The organism is Nonomuraea sp. NPDC051941, assembly GCF_044593615.1.
Genome location: NZ_JBIUCF010000091.1, coordinates 1 through 15,539, shown reverse-complemented (window position 1 = coordinate 15,539; position 15,539 = coordinate 1). Strand labels below are relative to the sequence as shown.

General features: G+C 71.6%; 15 protein-coding genes. 9 read left to right on the top strand and 6 right to left on the bottom strand.

Going from position 1 to position 15,539, the window contains the following annotated elements; translation table 11 throughout:
• The first annotated feature begins 368 nt into the window (after positions 1–368).
• On the top strand, positions 369–1,277 hold the full coding sequence (locus ACIHFD_RS65105) for a M23 family metallopeptidase (RefSeq protein WP_357752591.1): 909 nt from the start codon (positions 369–371) through the stop codon (positions 1,275–1,277).
• Positions 1,278–1,326: 49 nt separating this feature from the next.
• Here the strand turns inward: ACIHFD_RS65105 and ACIHFD_RS65100 are convergent, their stop codons facing one another.
• Positions 1,327–1,464, bottom strand: coding sequence for a hypothetical protein (locus ACIHFD_RS65100; RefSeq protein ID WP_397375480.1), 138 nt, complete (start codon positions 1,462–1,464; stop codon positions 1,327–1,329).
• Positions 1,465–1,645: 181 nt separating this feature from the next.
• Here ACIHFD_RS65100 and lanL point away from each other — a divergent pair, with 181 nt between their 5' ends.
• The 8 genes from lanL (at position 1,646) to ACIHFD_RS65060 (ending at position 11,254) form a co-directional block, all read left to right on the top strand.
• Positions 1,646–4,330, top strand: a complete 2,685-nt coding sequence (gene lanL / locus ACIHFD_RS65095) for a class IV lanthionine synthetase LanL (RefSeq protein WP_397375479.1) — start codon at positions 1,646–1,648, stop codon at positions 4,328–4,330.
• Positions 4,327–6,108, top strand: coding sequence for a prolyl oligopeptidase family serine peptidase (locus tag ACIHFD_RS65090; RefSeq protein WP_397375478.1), 1,782 nt, complete (start codon positions 4,327–4,329; stop codon positions 6,106–6,108). The genes lanL and ACIHFD_RS65090 overlap by 4 nt, the downstream gene beginning before the upstream one ends.
• Before the next feature lie 90 nt (positions 6,109–6,198).
• Positions 6,199–6,318: an ALQxL family class IV lanthipeptide gene (locus ACIHFD_RS65085; protein WP_350742721.1), complete on the top strand. Its 120-nt coding sequence runs from the start codon at positions 6,199–6,201 to the stop codon at positions 6,316–6,318.
• A gap of 33 nt (positions 6,319–6,351) precedes the next feature.
• Positions 6,352–6,471: an ALQxL family class IV lanthipeptide gene (locus tag ACIHFD_RS65080; RefSeq protein WP_350742719.1), complete on the top strand. Its 120-nt coding sequence runs from the start codon at positions 6,352–6,354 to the stop codon at positions 6,469–6,471.
• Positions 6,471–6,605 (top strand): ALQxL family class IV lanthipeptide, encoded by a 135-nt coding sequence (locus tag ACIHFD_RS65075; protein WP_363978582.1) that lies wholly within the window; start codon positions 6,471–6,473, stop codon positions 6,603–6,605. The genes ACIHFD_RS65080 and ACIHFD_RS65075 overlap by 1 nt, the downstream gene beginning before the upstream one ends.
• A gap of 100 nt (positions 6,606–6,705) precedes the next feature.
• A complete protein-coding gene (locus tag ACIHFD_RS65070; RefSeq protein ID WP_397375477.1) occupies positions 6,706–8,466 on the top strand; it encodes an ABC transporter ATP-binding protein in 1,761 nt (586 codons plus the stop codon).
• Complete coding sequence (locus ACIHFD_RS65065; RefSeq protein ID WP_397375476.1) at positions 8,448–10,211, top strand: ABC transporter ATP-binding protein; 1,764 nt, start codon at positions 8,448–8,450, stop codon at positions 10,209–10,211. The genes ACIHFD_RS65070 and ACIHFD_RS65065 overlap by 19 nt, the downstream gene beginning before the upstream one ends.
• Entirely contained in the window at positions 10,208–11,254 is a 1,047-nt protein-coding gene (locus tag ACIHFD_RS65060; RefSeq protein ID WP_397375475.1) for a radical SAM protein, read from the top strand. Before ACIHFD_RS65065 ends, ACIHFD_RS65060 begins: the two co-directional genes overlap by 4 nt.
• A gap of 6 nt (positions 11,255–11,260) precedes the next feature.
• On the opposite strand, the gene ACIHFD_RS65055 is transcribed toward ACIHFD_RS65060, so the two are convergent.
• The 5 genes from ACIHFD_RS65055 to ACIHFD_RS65035 form a co-directional block, all read right to left on the bottom strand.
• Positions 11,261–11,860, bottom strand: coding sequence for a GTP-binding protein (locus ACIHFD_RS65055; protein ID WP_397375474.1), 600 nt, complete (start codon positions 11,858–11,860; stop codon positions 11,261–11,263).
• Complete coding sequence (locus ACIHFD_RS65050) at positions 11,841–12,242, bottom strand: DUF742 domain-containing protein (RefSeq protein ID WP_355212771.1); 402 nt, start codon at positions 12,240–12,242, stop codon at positions 11,841–11,843. The genes ACIHFD_RS65055 and ACIHFD_RS65050 overlap by 20 nt, the downstream gene beginning before the upstream one ends.
• Complete coding sequence (locus tag ACIHFD_RS65045) at positions 12,239–12,673, bottom strand: roadblock/LC7 domain-containing protein (protein WP_397375473.1); 435 nt, start codon at positions 12,671–12,673, stop codon at positions 12,239–12,241. The genes ACIHFD_RS65050 and ACIHFD_RS65045 overlap by 4 nt, the downstream gene beginning before the upstream one ends.
• Positions 12,670–15,069 (bottom strand): nitrate- and nitrite sensing domain-containing protein, encoded by a 2,400-nt coding sequence (locus tag ACIHFD_RS65040; protein ID WP_397375472.1) that lies wholly within the window; start codon positions 15,067–15,069, stop codon positions 12,670–12,672. Before ACIHFD_RS65040 ends, ACIHFD_RS65045 begins: the two co-directional genes overlap by 4 nt.
• Positions 15,070–15,212: 143 nt before the next feature.
• Positions 15,213–15,539: arabinofuranosidase catalytic domain-containing protein (locus tag ACIHFD_RS65035; RefSeq protein WP_397375471.1), on the bottom strand; the 327-nt coding region annotated here is incomplete at its 5' end.

The window sequence follows — 15,539 nt, the reverse complement described above, 5'->3', positions numbered from 1 at the left end:
TTCCCGTAAGGGCTCGGGGAGAAGCCGGGCGACGTCATGTGCATTCATGCGCCCCATCCAACCGGCCAAAGAGGCCCTTAAATAAGAGGTGGCCAAATCTATAATTTTGGGCGTACATAAACTAGGCTCACCATCGGATTGGCCGAAGTGGGCTGCGGTTTTGATAAGTACTTGACGGCAAGTTGAAGAGCCGCAAAATTTCATCTCCGTAGAGATTGATGAAGAGAACTTTCAGGGATATCTTCATGATCGACCGCCCTCCCCCCACGGGCGGTGAGGTGTCGAAATGCTGCCATGTCGCATATCGACACCATTGGAACTGGGTGCCCAACCGTATCCCCCCACAGCACCTGTTCAGAGAGGTGAGCATGCCCACAATCGGCAGGCCGACCTGGCCGAAAGCCCTCAAACCCGCGATCACCGTCCTGTTGGTCACCGTCGCGGCAGCGCTGATTCCCCAGGCCGCCTCAGCACAGGACGCCAGCGTCCTGGCTGTGTCTCACAAGAGCCCGTTCAACTGCGGAAAGACCTTCTACGCCAACAACTGGACCGGGACCCCCGCCCACAACCCGTCCGGTTCTATCGACTGGCAGGACTACGGGGGCGACGACATCAACGGCGAGACCGTGCGTGCCACCGCCGCGGGCACCGCGACCTTCAGCGACGCGGGAAGCACCAGCTACGGCAAGTGGATAGAGATCCGGCACAGCGACGGCACCAGGACCCGCTACGCCCACCTGGCGACCATGGTGAGGTCGGCCGGCAGCACGTTGACCGTCAGCCAGGGCACCGTGATCGGGACCGTCGGCTCGACGGGCGGCTCGAACGCGCCGCACCTGCACTACGAACAGCGGACCTCCACCGGTGCGATGGACACCAGCCCGACCGTGGACGGCGTGACCGTGTCCCTGGGCCAGAAGAAGGCCATCACGAGCACCAACGGCTGCGGCAGCAGCAACCCCTACACCCCCGAGGAGGTCTGCGGCAGCGGTTACTCGGTCATCGACTCGGCCGCTCTCACGGGTGGCCGCACGTACCTGCTCTACAACTCGGGTAACGGCTACAACTGCGTCGTGACGCTGAAGTCGACGAACCTCGGCTCGGCGTCGGCGGTGTCGGCCTTCCTGGAGCCGCAGAACGAAAGCAGGACGACCGACTCGGGCAGCTACGACTACTACGCGGGTCCCGTCAGGCGCGACGCGGCCGGGCAGTGCGTCAAGTGGGGCGGCTCGGTCGGCAGCAGCTCCTACACCAGTGGCTTCGAACACTGCGATTAAGAGCGTGACGTCAATGGCCACTCCCCGGACGCGGGGGGTGGCCATTGCGCTATTTACGGCGGTACAGCAACACCATGGCCAGCCATATCAGCGTGGGCAGGAGGACCAGCATCACGCCGATGCCCAAGGTGAAGAGGTATACGACGTCGGCGTCCGGTGACGAGATGTAAGCGTCATCGTTGTCCACCCGATGACGATATCGGCAGGTGAGCAGCCGCAGCCAAGCGAGCGGGGAGAGTCAGGCAAGACGACGCCCAACCGGTTCCAACTCCTGTCCAAGATGGCTACAAGTCCCCACGCCTATACCTGATGTCGATCAGCCGATGGCCCCGGGCCCGCGCTGATCATCCAGTGGATAGGGGAGCAACGTGGGGGAAGACCAGACCGGCGTGGATCGGCACGTCCTGGAGGACGTCGCCAAAGCGGCCTTGGGCCGGGCAGCGACCGGTGAGCAGGAGGACGCCTGGGAGATCCGCACCCGCAGGCCGTGGACGTATGTGACTCCGGCGGGCGCGGCGAACCGGGCGCAGGGCTGGAAGCTGCACGTCTCGGCGACGCCGCTGTCGGCGCCGGTGGTGCTGGCGCGCGCGGTGGAGGTGCTGGCGCGGCACCGCTGCTCGTTCAAGTTCGCCGCGACGCTGGCCGAGCTGTCCGGCCTGGTGGCCAGGGAGCAGGACCGCGGGTCGGTGGGCAAGTTCATCACCGTCTACCCGCCCGACGACCGGGCGGCGACCGTGATCGCCGAGGAACTGCACGCCGCCACCTTGGGCCTGCCCGGGCCGCCCATCCTGTCCGACCGCGCGTACAAGCCGGGCAGCCTGGTCCACTACCGCTACGGGGTGTTCTCCGCGCCCTCCGTGCTGGACAACGACGGCTCCTATGCCTCGCAGCTGACCGCCCCCGACGGCACCCAGGTGACCGACAAGCGCAACGCCTGGTACTCGCCGCCCCCGTGGGCGCCCTGCCCGTTCGAGTCGGGCAAGGCTCCGGTACGGGTGGCCGCGCCGCAGGCGGTGCTGCTGGCCGACCGGTTCGTGGTGCGCCAGGCCGTACGGCACAACGCCAAGGGCGGGGTCTTCCTGGCCGAGGACCGCGACACCGGCGGGAACGTGATCGTCAAGCAGGCCCGGCCGCACGTCGGCGCCAGGATGAACGGACATGACGAGCGCGACGCGCTGCGCCACGAATGGCGGATGCTCGACCTGTTCGGGCCGCTCGGCGTCACGGCGCGCAAGGTGACGCTGTTCGACAAGGACGACAACCTGTTCCTGGTCCAGGAGCGCATCGAGGGGACCGTGCTCACCGTCTGGGCCGGCGAGCGCGGAGCCGAGGGCCCGGACCCGCGCCGGCGCGAAACGGTGCTGGGCCTCGTGGGGCGCCTGGCCGAGCTGGTGACGACGGTCCACGAGCGCGGCTACATCGTGCGTGACCTGACCCCGAACAACATCATCGTCACCGAGGACGGCGACTGCCGGCTGATCGACCTGGAGACCGCGGCGAGGCCCGGCACCCTGGTCGGGCGCACCCACACCCCCGGCTACGCGCCGCCGGAGCAGGAGAACTCCCCCGCCCTCGGGCCCTGCCCCGGCAGCGAGGTGGACCTGTACGCGCTGGGCGCGACGGTGTTCTACCTGGTGACCTCGTGCCAGCCGATGCTGGTCAAGGATCAGGACGAGCACGCCAGACCGTGGGACTCCCGGGTGCGCACGCTGGTCGACGTGGCCGTCGCCGGCGATCCCGCGGCCACCGAGCTGGCTCCCATGATCTTGGGGTTGATGGCGGAGGATCCCGCCCGGCGGTGGGACCTGGCCAGGGTCCGTACGTTCCTGGACGGCCTGACCACCGGCCCAGAGGCGGGGAACAGTTACCGGCTCGCCACGGCCGACCAGGACCGGCTGCTGCACGACGGGCTGGCGTACACCCTGCGCACCATGGGCGGGGACACGCGGCTGTGGCCCAGCACCGGGTACGGCGCCACCGCCGACCCCTGCGGCGTGCAGTACGGCGCGGCCGGCGTGCTCCAGCTGATGGCCTCCGTGCTGAGGACCTCCCCCCAGGAATCCCTCGCGACCGCCCTGCGCGACGGCGCGAACTGGATGATCCACCGCCTCGCGGGCGAACACCGCCCCTCGCCGGGGCTGTACTTCGGCCGAGCCGGCATGGCCTGGGCCCTGTACGAGGCGGGTGCGGCGCTCGACGACCACGACATCCGCTCGGCGGGCCTGGACCTCGCCCTCGACCTGCCCGTCAGCTGGCCGAACCCCGACATCTGCCACGGCCTGGCCGGCACCGGGACGGCGCTGCTGCACCTGTGGAACGCCACCGGCGACCCGAGATTCCGCGACCGGGCGAGCGACTGCGCCGACGAGCTCCTCAAGGTCGCGCAGCGCACCCCCGACACGGTGCTGTGGCCCATCCCCAGGGACTTCGACTCCGCGCTGGCGGGCGTCGTGCACTACGGCTTCGCCCACGGCGTCGCCGGGATCGGCGCGTACCTGCTGGCCGCCGGCGTCGCGCTCGGGCGCGAGGACTGCCTGGAGACCGCCGTCGCCGCGGGCCGTACCCTGCTGGACGCGGTCGACTACCACGGTGAGGCGGCCTGGTGGGGGGAGGGCCCGCACGGCGGGGCGAAGATGCCCCACTGGTGCAACGGATCCTCGGGGATCGGAACGTTCCTGGTGCGCCTGCACACGGTCACCGGCGACTGGGACGCGCTGGAGGTGGCCAGGGCCGCCGCCAGGTCGGTGCACGGCCACCGGCTGCGCTCCGGCACCGCGGCCTGCCACGGCCTGGCCGGAGACGGGCAGTTCCTACTGGACCTGGCGGAGCTGGCCGACGATCCGATCTACCACGAGCAGGCCGAGGAACTGGCCGCCGTGCTGTGGACGCGCGCCACCGTGCGCGACGGGCTGCTCGTGGTGCCCGACGAGAACGCCCTTGAGGTGACGTTCGGCTGGAACACCGGGCTGGCCGGCGTGCTCGCCTTCCTGTGGCGGCTGCGCCACGGCGGTCCCCGCCCGTGGATGGTCTCCGATGAGGTGGCCGCGCGATGAGCACCGTCACCACCCTGCCCACGGAACTCAGGCGGATCAGCTTCCGGTTCTCCGGCAACGGGCGCCATGCCACCTGCCTGGCCGCGTACGGCCGTGACAAGCTCATGCCGGAGCTGTGGGACCTCACCGGTCCCGCGCCGCGGCCCCGCCTGTTACCCACCCGCGAAGGCGAGACCTCCTGGACGCTTCCGCTCCCGACCGGGGACGGCGACGTGCTGCTGTGCCGCCACGGCAAGGGGTCGGCGCGACTGCTGCTCGCCGTCCCCGGCCCGGACGGCGCGCCGGCCGAAGAGTACGAGCTGCTCACCCCTCGCAGCGGAGGGGTCAGGCTCGTCGCCGGTGTCGCGCCGGGCACCGCCGCCCTGCTGTTCGAGAGCGGCGCGGACGGACGCACCACGGTGTGGCGCGTGTCTGGGCGCGCCGAGGCTCCCGAGCAGGTCGCCAGGCTGACCGGTGCGGTCGGCGGGGGAGTCTGGCTCGACGAGGACGGCCGGCGGCTCGCGCTGGCCCGCCCTGAGCCGGGCACCGGTGGCACGCTCGTCCTCGACCTCGCCACCGGTCTTCTGACGGCACTCGACGGGCTGGCGGACGGCGAGCACCTGCTCATGGCCGCGCCGCGCACCGGCGTGCTGCTCACCGCGGCACAGCGCGATGGAGCGTTCCGGCTCGGCGTCCGGCACCGCGACGACCCGGCGCCGACGGCGTTCCCCGAGCGGCTGAACCGCGTCGAGGGCACCGTCGCACCGCTGACCCTGGACCCCGAGGGGCGGCACCTGGCCCTGTCGGTCGTCCGCCGCAGCCGCTCCGACCTGCTGCTGCACGACCTCGTGGCGGACACCGCCGTCGAGGCCGAGCTGCCGGCCGGGACGTTGCAGCCGCTGGCGCGCTGGACCACCGGCGGGCTGCACCTGCTCCACAGCACGCCGGACCGCCCGCTCGGCGTGGTCACCCTGACCGATCCGCTCCGGCCCCGGGCGCGGGCCGCCACCGAGGAGCACGCGGGCGGCTGGGCACCGGCCCGTACGGTGGACCACCAGGGCCCGGCCGGGCCGATCGAGGCCATCGTGTACGGCGACCCGTCGACGAGTGAGCAGGTCGTCCTGGCGCTGCACGGCGGCCCGGAAGCCGCCTGGCCCTTCGGGTTCGACCCGCTGTTCCAGCGGATGGCCGCGGCGGGCATGGCGGTGGTCGCGCCCAACCAGCGGGGGAGCACCGGCTACGGCGCCGCGCACCGCGACGCCATCCACGGCGCGTGGGGCGGCCCCGACCTGGCGGACATCCTGCAGCTCGGGCGCACGCTGGCCGACGCGCGCGGCCCGGGCCGGCACCGGCCCATGCTGTACGGCATCAGCTACGGCGCCTACCTGGCCCTCCTGGCCGCCGCCGCGGAGCCGGACCTGTGGACCAGGGCCGCGGTCATCGCGCCGTTCCTGTCCGGGCGGGAGCTGTACCAGGACGGGGCGCAGCGCGTACGCACGCTGCTCGATCGGCTCGGCGGCTGCGCGGAGGCGGACGACGAGCTCGGCCCGCGTGACCTGGCCCGGCTGGCGGACCGGATGCGCCTGCCGATCATGATCATCCACGGCCTGCAGGACTCGATCATCCCGGTCGCTCACTCCCGGCGGCTGCACGGCCGGCTGCTGGCGGCCGGTCACCCGGTGCCACCGGTCTACCTGGAGGTCCCCGTGGCCGACCACGACCCGCTGGCCTCCGGCGACGGACACCTGGTCACCGGCCTGCTCATCGACTTCCTGAGCGGCAGGCCCGTCACCGCCTAGCGGGTGCTCACAGACTCCGGCCCGTCCACGCGGGCCGGTACTCCACGCCGTCTCGAAACGAGCGGCAACTACCCAAGAAAGGAGAACGCGATGGAAATCGACATCAAGGCCCTGGACATGCTGCCGGCCGCCGAGGAGGCCGCGCTGTGGCCCTGTCTCATCACCTGCGAGGTCAAGACCTGCAAGGACAGTTGCTGGGTCACCATCTGACGAAAAATCCCCATTACTGAAGGAGAGAACACCATGGAAATCGACATCAAGGCTCTCGACATGCTGCCGGCCGCCGAGGAGACCTCGCTGTGGCCCTGCGTCATCACGTGCTTCATCTCGTGCAAGAACGACAGCTGCTGGATCACCGTCTGATGGAAATCGACATCAAGGCCCTGGACATGCTCCCGGCCGCAGAAGAGTCCTGGCTGTACCCCTGCACGCTGAGCTGCTTCGGCGTGACGTGCGAGGGCGATGAGACCTGTTTCATCACCCTCAGCCTGTCCTAGTGAAATCCCCGGGTCACCGCCGCCGGCGGTGGCCCGCCGGGTCCGTCAAAAGGTCCGTCAAAAGGTCCGTCGAGAGGGCCATCGAGAGAGGAGAGGATGGATGCCGGATCCCGTGGCAGGCACCGCCGGGGAGCGGGTGACGCACGAGCACGGCGACCGCCTGCTCGCCTCTCTCGCACGGCGCGCCTGGCGGCCGCTGGCGGTGGTCACCGCCGCGACCGCCGCCGCCTCGGCCGCGACACTGGCCATGCCCGCCCTGCTGGCCGCCGCGGTGGACAGGGTGCTCGCGGGCGAGGACGTGCTCGCCGCGGCGGCGCGGCTGGCCCTGGTCCTGGCCGTCATGACGCTCGCCGACCTGGTGTGCCACGTCGCGGGCGCCGCGGCCAACGCCTCGGCGACCTCCACGCTGCGCCTGCGGTTCACCGGCCACATCCTGCGCCTCGGCGTCGGGGAGGCCCGCCGGTTCCCGACCGGGGAGCTGGCCAACCGGCTCGTAAGTAACACCGCCGGAGCCGGACAGGTCCCGCTGGCCCTGCTGGACACCGCCGCCGGGCTCGTCACCGCGGCGGGCGGCATCACCGCGCTCTTCCTCATCGACTGGCGCACCGGGCTCGCCTTCGTGGCCGGCCTGCCCGTCGCGCTCGTGATCATCCTCATGTTCGTCTCCCGGATGTCCGGGTTGTACGACCGCTACCAGGAGACGCAGGGCCGGCTGGCGGCGCGGCTCACCGACACCCTGGCGGGCATCCGTACCGTGCGGGCCTCCGGCACCGCCGACCGCGAGATCGCCCGCGTGCTCACCCCGCTGCCCGAACTGTCCGAGACCGGGCACGCCCTGTGGCGGGCCCAGGCCCGCGGCGGGTGGCGGATCGGCCTGGTGCTGCCGCTCATGGAGGTGGCGGTCCTTGCCGTGGCGGGCCTCGGCGTCGTGGCCGGCCGCCTCGAACCCGGGCAGCTGCTGGCCGTGGCCGGGTACGCCACGCTGGGCCTGTCGTTCATCGAACACGTCGACGCGGTGATGAGCGTGGCGCAGGCTCGCTCGGCGGCGCGGCGGGTCTCGCAGGTGCTCGCTCTGCCCACCCAGGCCCTCGGTACGCGCCCCGCCCCCGAAGGCCCCGGCACGTTGTCGTTCCGCGGCGTCACTGTCACGCGGGACGGCGCCCGGCTGCTCGACGGGCTCGACCTGGAGCTTCCCGCAGGATCCCTGACCGCCGTCGTCGGGCCGTCCGGCGCGGGCAAGACGACGCTGGCCATGGTGGCGGGCAGGCTGCTGGACCCCGACCGCGGGCAGGTGCTGCTCGACGGCCGGCCCCTGGCCGAGCTCGCCCCCGACGCGCTGCGCGACGTCGTCGCCTACGCCTTCGAACGCCCCGCGCTCCTCGGCGGAGACCTCGCCTCGGCCATCGCCTACGGGCGGCCCGGGACCAGCCTTGCCGCCGTGCAGGAGGCCGCCGCCTCCGCCCGCGTCGACGACGTCATCCGCCGGCTCCCCCAGGGGTACGACACCCCGGCCGCGGGCGCGCCGCTGTCCGGCGGCGAGCTCCAGCGCCTCGGCCTGGCTCGCGCGCTCGTACGGCGCGCCCGGCTGACGGTGCTCGACGACGCCACCTCCAGCCTCGACACCGCGACCGAGGCCCAGGTGACCCGCACCCTCGTGGACGGGATGCGCGGACGCACCCGCCTGGTCGTCGCGCACCGGGCGACGACCGCCGCCCACGCCGACCTGGTCGTCTGGCTCGAGAACGGCCGGATCAGCGCTCAGGGCACACACCGGGAGCTCTGGAACGACCCGTCCTACCGCGCCCTGTTCGCCGCCGAGGAAGCCAGTGGGAAGGAGGAGGCGTGTCCGGTGCTTCGCTGATCCCGATCCTGGGGTCGCGCACGCTCAGCGCGCCGCGCCTGCTGCTGGCCCTGCTCCGGCCGCGCAAGCGCCCGCTGGCGGTCGCCCTGGCCCTGTCCGCCGTCGAATCGGCTCCGACGCTGCTGTCCGGGCTGCTCATCGCCGCCGCGATCGACCGCGGGTTCCTGGCAGGGCGGCCGGGGACCGGGCTCGCCCTGCTCGGGCTGCTGGCCGCCGTCATGTCGCTCAAGGCGGTGGCCACCCGGTTGACGCTCCCCGTCCTGGCCAAGGTCGTCGAACCGCTGCGCGACGACCTCGTACGGGCCGTCGTCACCGCCACGGTGACCCGCTCGGCCGGCGGCGCCGAACCACCCGACACCGCCGCCGTCAACCGGCTCACCGCGCAGGTGGAAACGGTGCGGAACCTGGTGTCCGCCCTGCTGCGCAGCAGCCGCCAGCTCGGCATGTCGTTGATCGCCGCGCTGGTGGGGCTGCTGGCCCTCTCTCCGCCGGCGGCCGCCATCGCCGTGGGACCGGTGGTGCTGGCCCTGGCGGTGTTCGCCTGGCTGCTGCGTACGCTGGCGAGCCGGCAACGCGCGCTGATCCTGGCCGACGAGCGGCTCACGGCCGAGGCCACCCCGATCCTGTCCGGACTGCGGGACGTCGCCGCCTGCGGAGCCCACGACCAGGCCCGCGCGACGGTGGACGCCGCGGTCTCCGCGCAGGTGGCGGCCACCATGTCCATGGCCTGGGCGGGCACCGGCCGGCGGCTGGTCGTCACGCTCGGCGTCCACGTCCCGCTGCTCGTGCTGCTGATCGCCGCCCGTCCGCTGGTCGACGGCGGCCACCTGAGCGCGGGAGAGGTCATCGGCGCGGTCACCTACCTGGCCACCGGGCTCGACCCGGCGTTGCGCATGCTCATCAGCACGGTCGGCGGATGGGGAGTGGCCCTCGCCGTCACGCTGCGCAGGATCGCCGAGTCCGTCACCGTACCGGCGACCTCCCCGCGGACCGGGACCGGGCCCGGCCCGCTCGGGCACCGGCTCGACGCCGAACGGCTGACCTTCGGCTACGCGCCCGGGGCGACACCGGTCGTACGCGACCTCGACCTCACGATCCCCGAAGGGGAGCACCTGGCCGTGGTCGGCCCGAGCGGCGCCGGCAAGTCCACCCTGTCGATGCTGCTGACCGGGCTCCTGCCACCGACCGGCGGCCGGATCCTGCTCGGCGGACTCCCGCTCGACGAGACTCCGGAACACCGCCTGCGCACGATGATCGCCCTCGTGCCCCAGGAGGCGTACGTCTTCGCCGGAACCGTCCGCGAGAACCTGGCCTACCTCGGCGCGGACACCGACGCGCGGCTGCGGGCGGCGGCCGCCGCCGTGGGAGCCCTGCCGCTGGTCGAACGGCTCGGCGGGCTCGACGCCGTCATCGAGGAGCCCTCCTCGCTCTCCGCCGGAGAGAAGCAGCTCATCGCCCTGGCCCGCGTGCACGCCTCGCCAGCGCGGACCGTCGTCCTGGACGAGGCCACCTGCCACCTCGACCCGGCCGCCGAGCAGCGCGCCGAGGAGGCGTTCGCCGGACGCGACGGCACGCTCGTCGTCATCGCGCATCGCATCAGCTCCGCCATGAGAGCGCGGCGCGTCCTGCTGATGGACGGCGGCACCACGACCGCCGGAACGCATCAGGAACTGCTCACCCGATCCCCCCTGTACGCCGACCTGGTCGGCCACTGGCGCACGAACGAGAAAAGGACCATGCCATGACCACCCCGAACGGGCCCAGCGACATCGTCTGGGACGTCACCTACGCCTGCCCGCTGCGATGCGTGCACTGCTACTCCGAGTCCGGCAGGCGGCCGGCCCGGCAGCTGAACCACGACGAGATGCTCAAGGTCGCCGACGCGATCGTCTCCTTCGGCCCGCGGGCGGTGGAGTTCGCCGGCGGTGAGCCGCTGCTGGTCAGAGGCATCACCGAGGTCGCCGGGCGGATCCGCGAAGCGGGGGTGGGCGTCAACGTCTACACCGGCGGATGGACGCTCGACCGCCGCTCGGCCGAGGAGGTGACCCGGGTCTTCTCCCGGATCACCGTGAGCGTCGACGGGGCCGACGCCGAGGTGCACGATCGGATCCGCGGGCGGGCCGGTTCGTTCGGGCGGGCGATGAACGCGCTGGCCCTGCTGAACGACCTCTCAAGTGAGCGGGTGGCGAACGGCCTCGACCCGGTCGAGTTCGGGGTCGACTACGCGGTTCTGCGGTCCAACCTCCACCAGCTGGAGAAGTTCTGCCGCACGGTCGCCCCTCGCTTCCCGTACCTGCGCTTCCTCACCTTCGCCGCCGCGGTGCCGTCCGGGCTCGCGAGCCGGCAGGGGTTCGCCGATCACGAGCTGCTGAGCTTCGACCAGCTGCGCACGCTGGTGAGCGGCGAGCACGTCGAACGCCTGCGCTCCCTCGCACCCCGCGAGGTGCAGGTGGCGACGTCGGACAACATGGTCCTGATGATGCATCCGAACGCCCTGCGCCGCTACGGTTTCCCGCTGCTGCAGGTGGAGCCGGACGGCGAGGTGCGCGCGATGCCGATCTACGAGGGCATCGTCGGCAGCCTCCTCACCGAGGACGCCGGCACGCTGTGGCAGCGCGCGGTGGAAAGGTGGAGCGACCCCGTGGTGGTGGAGGCCCTGTCGGCGGTTCGGTCGATGGACGACTGGGCCGAGGCGACCCGGCGCATCGACTACCACTTCGGCACCGACGAGGTCCGCCGCCGCATCGACCGCCGCCCGTCGCTGGTCCCGGCACCGGCCGGGAGGTGACGGGCGTCAGGCCACGGGGTGCGGTGCGGTGCGGGACCGGGCGGCCAGCAGGTGGTCGATGAGCGCGAGCAGCACGTCGCGGGCCGCCGTCCGGTCGCGGGCGTCGCAGAGCACCAGCGGCACCTGCGGGTCGAGGTCGAGCGCCTTGCGAATCTCCTCGTGCGTCCGGTCCTTGACGCCGTGGAAGCAGTTGACGCCGACGACGAAGGGGATGCCGCGGCTCTCGAAGAAGTCGATCGACGCGAAGCTCACGTCCAGCCGCCGGGTGTCGACCAGGACGACCGCGCCCATCGCCCCGTGCACCAGGTCGTTCCACATGAACCAGAAGCGTTCCTGCCCGGGGGTGCCGAACAGGTAGAGCACCAGCTCGCGGTTGATGGTGATGCGCCCGAAGTCCAGCGCGACGGTGGTGGTGGACTTGCCGCTCACGCCGTCCAGATCGTCGATGCCGACGCTGGCGTGGGTGAGGTATTCCTCCGTACGCAGTGGGGCGACCTCGCTCACCGCGCCGACCATGGTCGTCTTCCCGACGCCGAACCCGCCGGCGATCAGGATCTTCACCGCCAGGGGAGCGTCGTCCCCTTGGTCAGAGCTTGCGTAAGCCATCCCTCACCGCCTCAAGAATTGTCACATCGGGAAGACCGCCGCCCGCCTGGGCGAAGGCCAGCGGTGGCCGGGCCCGCATCTGACCGTTCTCGATCAGATCGCCAATGAGGATCTTGGTCACTGACACCGGGAGGTTCAGCGCCGAGGCGACTTCGGCCACCGCCAGCGGCCGCTCGCACAAGGCGAAGATGGTGCGGTGCTCCGGCTGCATTCGCCGCAGCCCGCGTCCGGTCTGCGAAGAGACGCCGGAGAGCGAGGTCACCAGCGTGATCAGCGTGAGGTCGTCCCGTTCTGGGGCGGTCCGTCCGCCGGTGATCGTGTAGGGGCGGACAAGGGGCTCGTCGGCGTCATCGTCGTCGAACCCCTCAGTCCAGTGCTTCATCCGCGTCTCCCCGCGTCATCGGCCTGCGGGGTACGCGCGTCCGTGCCCAGCTTCTGGCCGACCTGCTGGACGAGGGTGTGCATCGCGACGCTCATCAGCTCGGCGTCCACCTCCTGGGAGGCGACCACGGCCAGATGGGTGCCGCGGCCGGCGGTCGTGATGAACAGCCACAGCTCGGCCATCTCGATGATGACCTGCTGCACGGGTCCGCCGCTGAAGAGCTGCCCCACGCCGCGAGCCAGGCTCTGCTGGCCGGTGGCGATCGCGGCGAGGCGTTCGGCGTCCGAGCGCTCGATGGTCCGGGACCGGCTGATCACGAGGCCGTCGTCGGACAGCACGATGGCGTGCCGGGTGCCCGCGACCTGATCGACCAGACCGTCCAGGAGCCAGTCCAGGTCTGCGTTGGTGGCGGTGGTTCGCTGCGTCATCATCGATCTTCCGTCGTGGGTGAGCCGGGCTCGGGGGATCCGTCCGGCCGGGGCTGGAAGGCGTCATCACCGGTCCGGCGCCTGCGAGACTGCCTCTGGAACGCGCCGATTGTCGCACTGGATCGGCCGGGCTGCTCGCGTGGGGCCCAGGCCTCCTGCTCGGTCTGTTCGTCCCCGTTCGCCGGGACCTTGAGCTCGGTGACCAGGCTGGCCTGGCGCACCCGCTGGGGCAGTGGCCGGCGGGCGGACGGCGGGAGGGCGTCGTCCGGGATTCCGGTGGGCGCTGTCACGTACGCCATCGCGCGTCCCCTGGAGCGGGTCGGCAACTGCCCGTCCGCCGGTTCCTCCTGCGGGCGAGGCTCCGGACGGGCCGCCTCCGGCGCCGGGGCCGGGGCCGGGGCGGCCTCCTCGGGCACCGCACGCGGACGGTCCACCACCAGCGCTTCCGGGAGCAGCACGATGACCCGGGTGCCGCCGAAGGCCGACGACCGCAGCTCCACCTGGAGGCCCAGGCTCGCGGCGAGCCGGGCGACCACGTACAGGCCGAGCCGGACGTCGTCGGCGTGGGTCATCACGTCGAGCTGCGGCGGCGACTTCATCAGGGCGTTGGCGGTGGCGTACTGCTCGGCCTCCATGCCCAGGCCGCGGTCCTCGATCTCCACGGCGACGCCCCGGCTGACCGGTGCGGCCCGCACCTCGACGGGGGTCATAGGCTTGGAGAAGGTGGTGGCGTTCTCCATGAGCTCCGCCAGGACGTGGACGAGCGGTCCCACCGCGCGCTCGCTCACCCAGGACTCGCCCTCGACGTCGATCGAGATCCGCCGGTAGTCCTGGACCTCGCCCTGCGCGGCGCGCAGCACGTCGAGCAGGTGCACCGGCTTGCGCCAGCGGCGCTGCGGCTGCCCGCCGCCGAGGATCACCAGGTTCTCCTCGTAGCGGCGCAGCCGGGCCGTGAGGTGGTCCAGGTCGAACAGGCCCTCCAGCACCTCGGGGTCCTCGTGCTTGCGTTCCAGCTCGTCGAGCTTCTTCAGCTGCAGGCCGATGAGGATCTGGGTACGGCGGGCGATGCGCTGGAGCATGCGCTGGAAGCCGCGGTGCTGTTCGGCCTGCCGCACGGCGGTGAAGACCGCGCTGCGGCTGGCCAGGTTGAGGGCCTGCCCCAGCTCGCCGAGCTCGTCGGGGGTGGGCTTGAGCATGTGGACTTCCGCGTCCACGTCGACGTCCTCGCCGCGCTCCAGCCGGGCGACCACCTTGGGCAGCCGCTTCTGGAGCTCCTGGGCGTCCTCGCGCAGGTGGAGGATGCGCCGGCGAAGAATGGAGGTGAGACGCCAGCTGGTGAAGATCACCAGGCCCAGGGCGAGCAGGCCCACGCTGGTGACGCTGATGAAGATGACGAAGAGCATGCCGGCGTGGTCGTAGCCGATCTTGCTGACGTCGGCGAGCCGGAGCCGCAGGAGCTGCGTCGCCTGCTCGGTGACCGTGTCCACCGAGGAGCGCCACTCGGTGCTGTCCCCGCGCAGGGTCACCTGGTTGCCGCCCGAGGGGGTCAGCCGCTCCTCCAGCGCGGTCATGGCCGTCCACGCCTTGCCGGTCATCAGCGTCTCGTACCGCTTCTCGTCGCCGATGAGGCTCGGGATCACCTGGGAGCGCATGAGGTGCTTCCTGGTGCCGGCGGCGTCGGTGACGAGGCCGTACTCGTCCCTCGTCAGGTGCCCCGACTTCCAGCCGCGGGCCAGGACGGCGTCCTCGCGGCCGATCAGGTTGACGACCCAGAACAGGTCGACCAGGGTCTGCGCGCTGCTGTTCACCTCGCCCTCGTCGGTGTGGCTGAGGACGGTCAGCACGCGCAGGTCCGACTCGATGACCCCGCTGTAGTAGTCGAACGCCTTCTGCGGGCTGGCCCAACCGGCGTCCACCGCCCGGCGCTGCTCGTCGAGGAGGTTGAGACTGCGGTCGGTACGGGAGATGGCGTCGCCGAGCCCCTCCGGCCCCTTGGCGATGTCCAGGGCCGTCAGGGGACGGAAGGCGCTCACGGCCTGGTCGGTCACCGCGCGCTGCTTGGCGAGCTTGCCCGCCGCGGCGCCACCGGGGTCGGCCTGCGCCTCCGCGGTGAGCAGCCGTTCCTTGTCGAGGCTGAAGAACAGGTCGGACGCGGGTGCGCCGACGGTCTTGGTGGCCAGATCCATCTGGGCCTTCTCGGCCCGCCACTGGGAGGACAGCTGGAACATGCCCGAAGCCAGCAGCGGGGTGAAGGTCAGGCTCGGCACGAACACGATGATGAGCAGCACCGTACGCAGGGGCAGCCGGCGGGCACCGGCCAGCCGCCGCGGCTGGGACGGCGCGCTCCCGTCGCCCACGGTCTCCGTCCGCCGTCGCCCGGCCCTGCCCCATCCAGCCACGTGGAGGACACTCTCCTCACCAATCGGTGACAATCACCCAACTAGGCGATTGGTGCCTGATAGTAGCCATACGGCAGTTGAGTCGAAAGCCCCGCTTTCCCGGGCTTTGCCGCCCCCGGCGTGGGCCGGGGGCGGCGGCGGGTTCACCTGTAGCCGGCGGCGACGATGTTGGCCTGCACCGCGTTCTCCGTGGCGTCCGTCGGATAGCCGGAGGTCATCACGCCCTCGTAGAAGGTGCCGGCGGAGCCGTTGCTGTTGTCTCCGCCGATGCCGAGGATGATGGCCCCTTCCTTCTTCATCGGGTTGTAGCCCGCGACGTTGGGACGTGCCCCGTTGTAGTAGGTGGACAGGTTGCCCGACTGCGCGTTGCCGGCCCGGATCGACCAGTGGTTCGGCTCGCCCTTGACGATGGCGGTCAGGTAGCGGTGGTTGACGGTCGGGTCGTTGGCGTTGTAGCCCGGGTTCACCCC

Excerpts from the sequence above, each read along its gene's own strand:
- ACIHFD_RS65050 (WP_355212771.1), bottom strand. The coding sequence starts at position 12,242 with ATGAAGCACTGGACTGAGGGGTTCGACGACGATGACGCCGACGAGCCC.
- ACIHFD_RS65105 (WP_357752591.1), top strand. The coding sequence starts at position 369 with ATGCCCACAATCGGCAGGCCGACCTGGCCGAAAGCCCTCAAACCCGCG.
- ACIHFD_RS65085 (WP_350742721.1), top strand. The coding sequence starts at position 6,199 with ATGGAAATCGACATCAAGGCCCTGGACATGCTGCCGGCCGCCGAGGAG.
- ACIHFD_RS65075 (WP_363978582.1), top strand. The coding sequence starts at position 6,471 with ATGGAAATCGACATCAAGGCCCTGGACATGCTCCCGGCCGCAGAAGAG.
- ACIHFD_RS65045 (WP_397375473.1), bottom strand. The coding sequence starts at position 12,673 with ATGATGACGCAGCGAACCACCGCCACCAACGCAGACCTGGACTGGCTC.
- ACIHFD_RS65090 (WP_397375478.1), top strand. The coding sequence starts at position 4,327 with ATGAGCACCGTCACCACCCTGCCCACGGAACTCAGGCGGATCAGCTTC.
- ACIHFD_RS65080 (WP_350742719.1), top strand. The coding sequence starts at position 6,352 with ATGGAAATCGACATCAAGGCTCTCGACATGCTGCCGGCCGCCGAGGAG.
- ACIHFD_RS65070 (WP_397375477.1), top strand. The coding sequence starts at position 6,706 with ATGCCGGATCCCGTGGCAGGCACCGCCGGGGAGCGGGTGACGCACGAG.
- ACIHFD_RS65055 (WP_397375474.1), bottom strand. The coding sequence starts at position 11,860 with ATGGCTTACGCAAGCTCTGACCAAGGGGACGACGCTCCCCTGGCGGTG.
- ACIHFD_RS65060 (WP_397375475.1), top strand. The coding sequence starts at position 10,208 with ATGACCACCCCGAACGGGCCCAGCGACATCGTCTGGGACGTCACCTAC.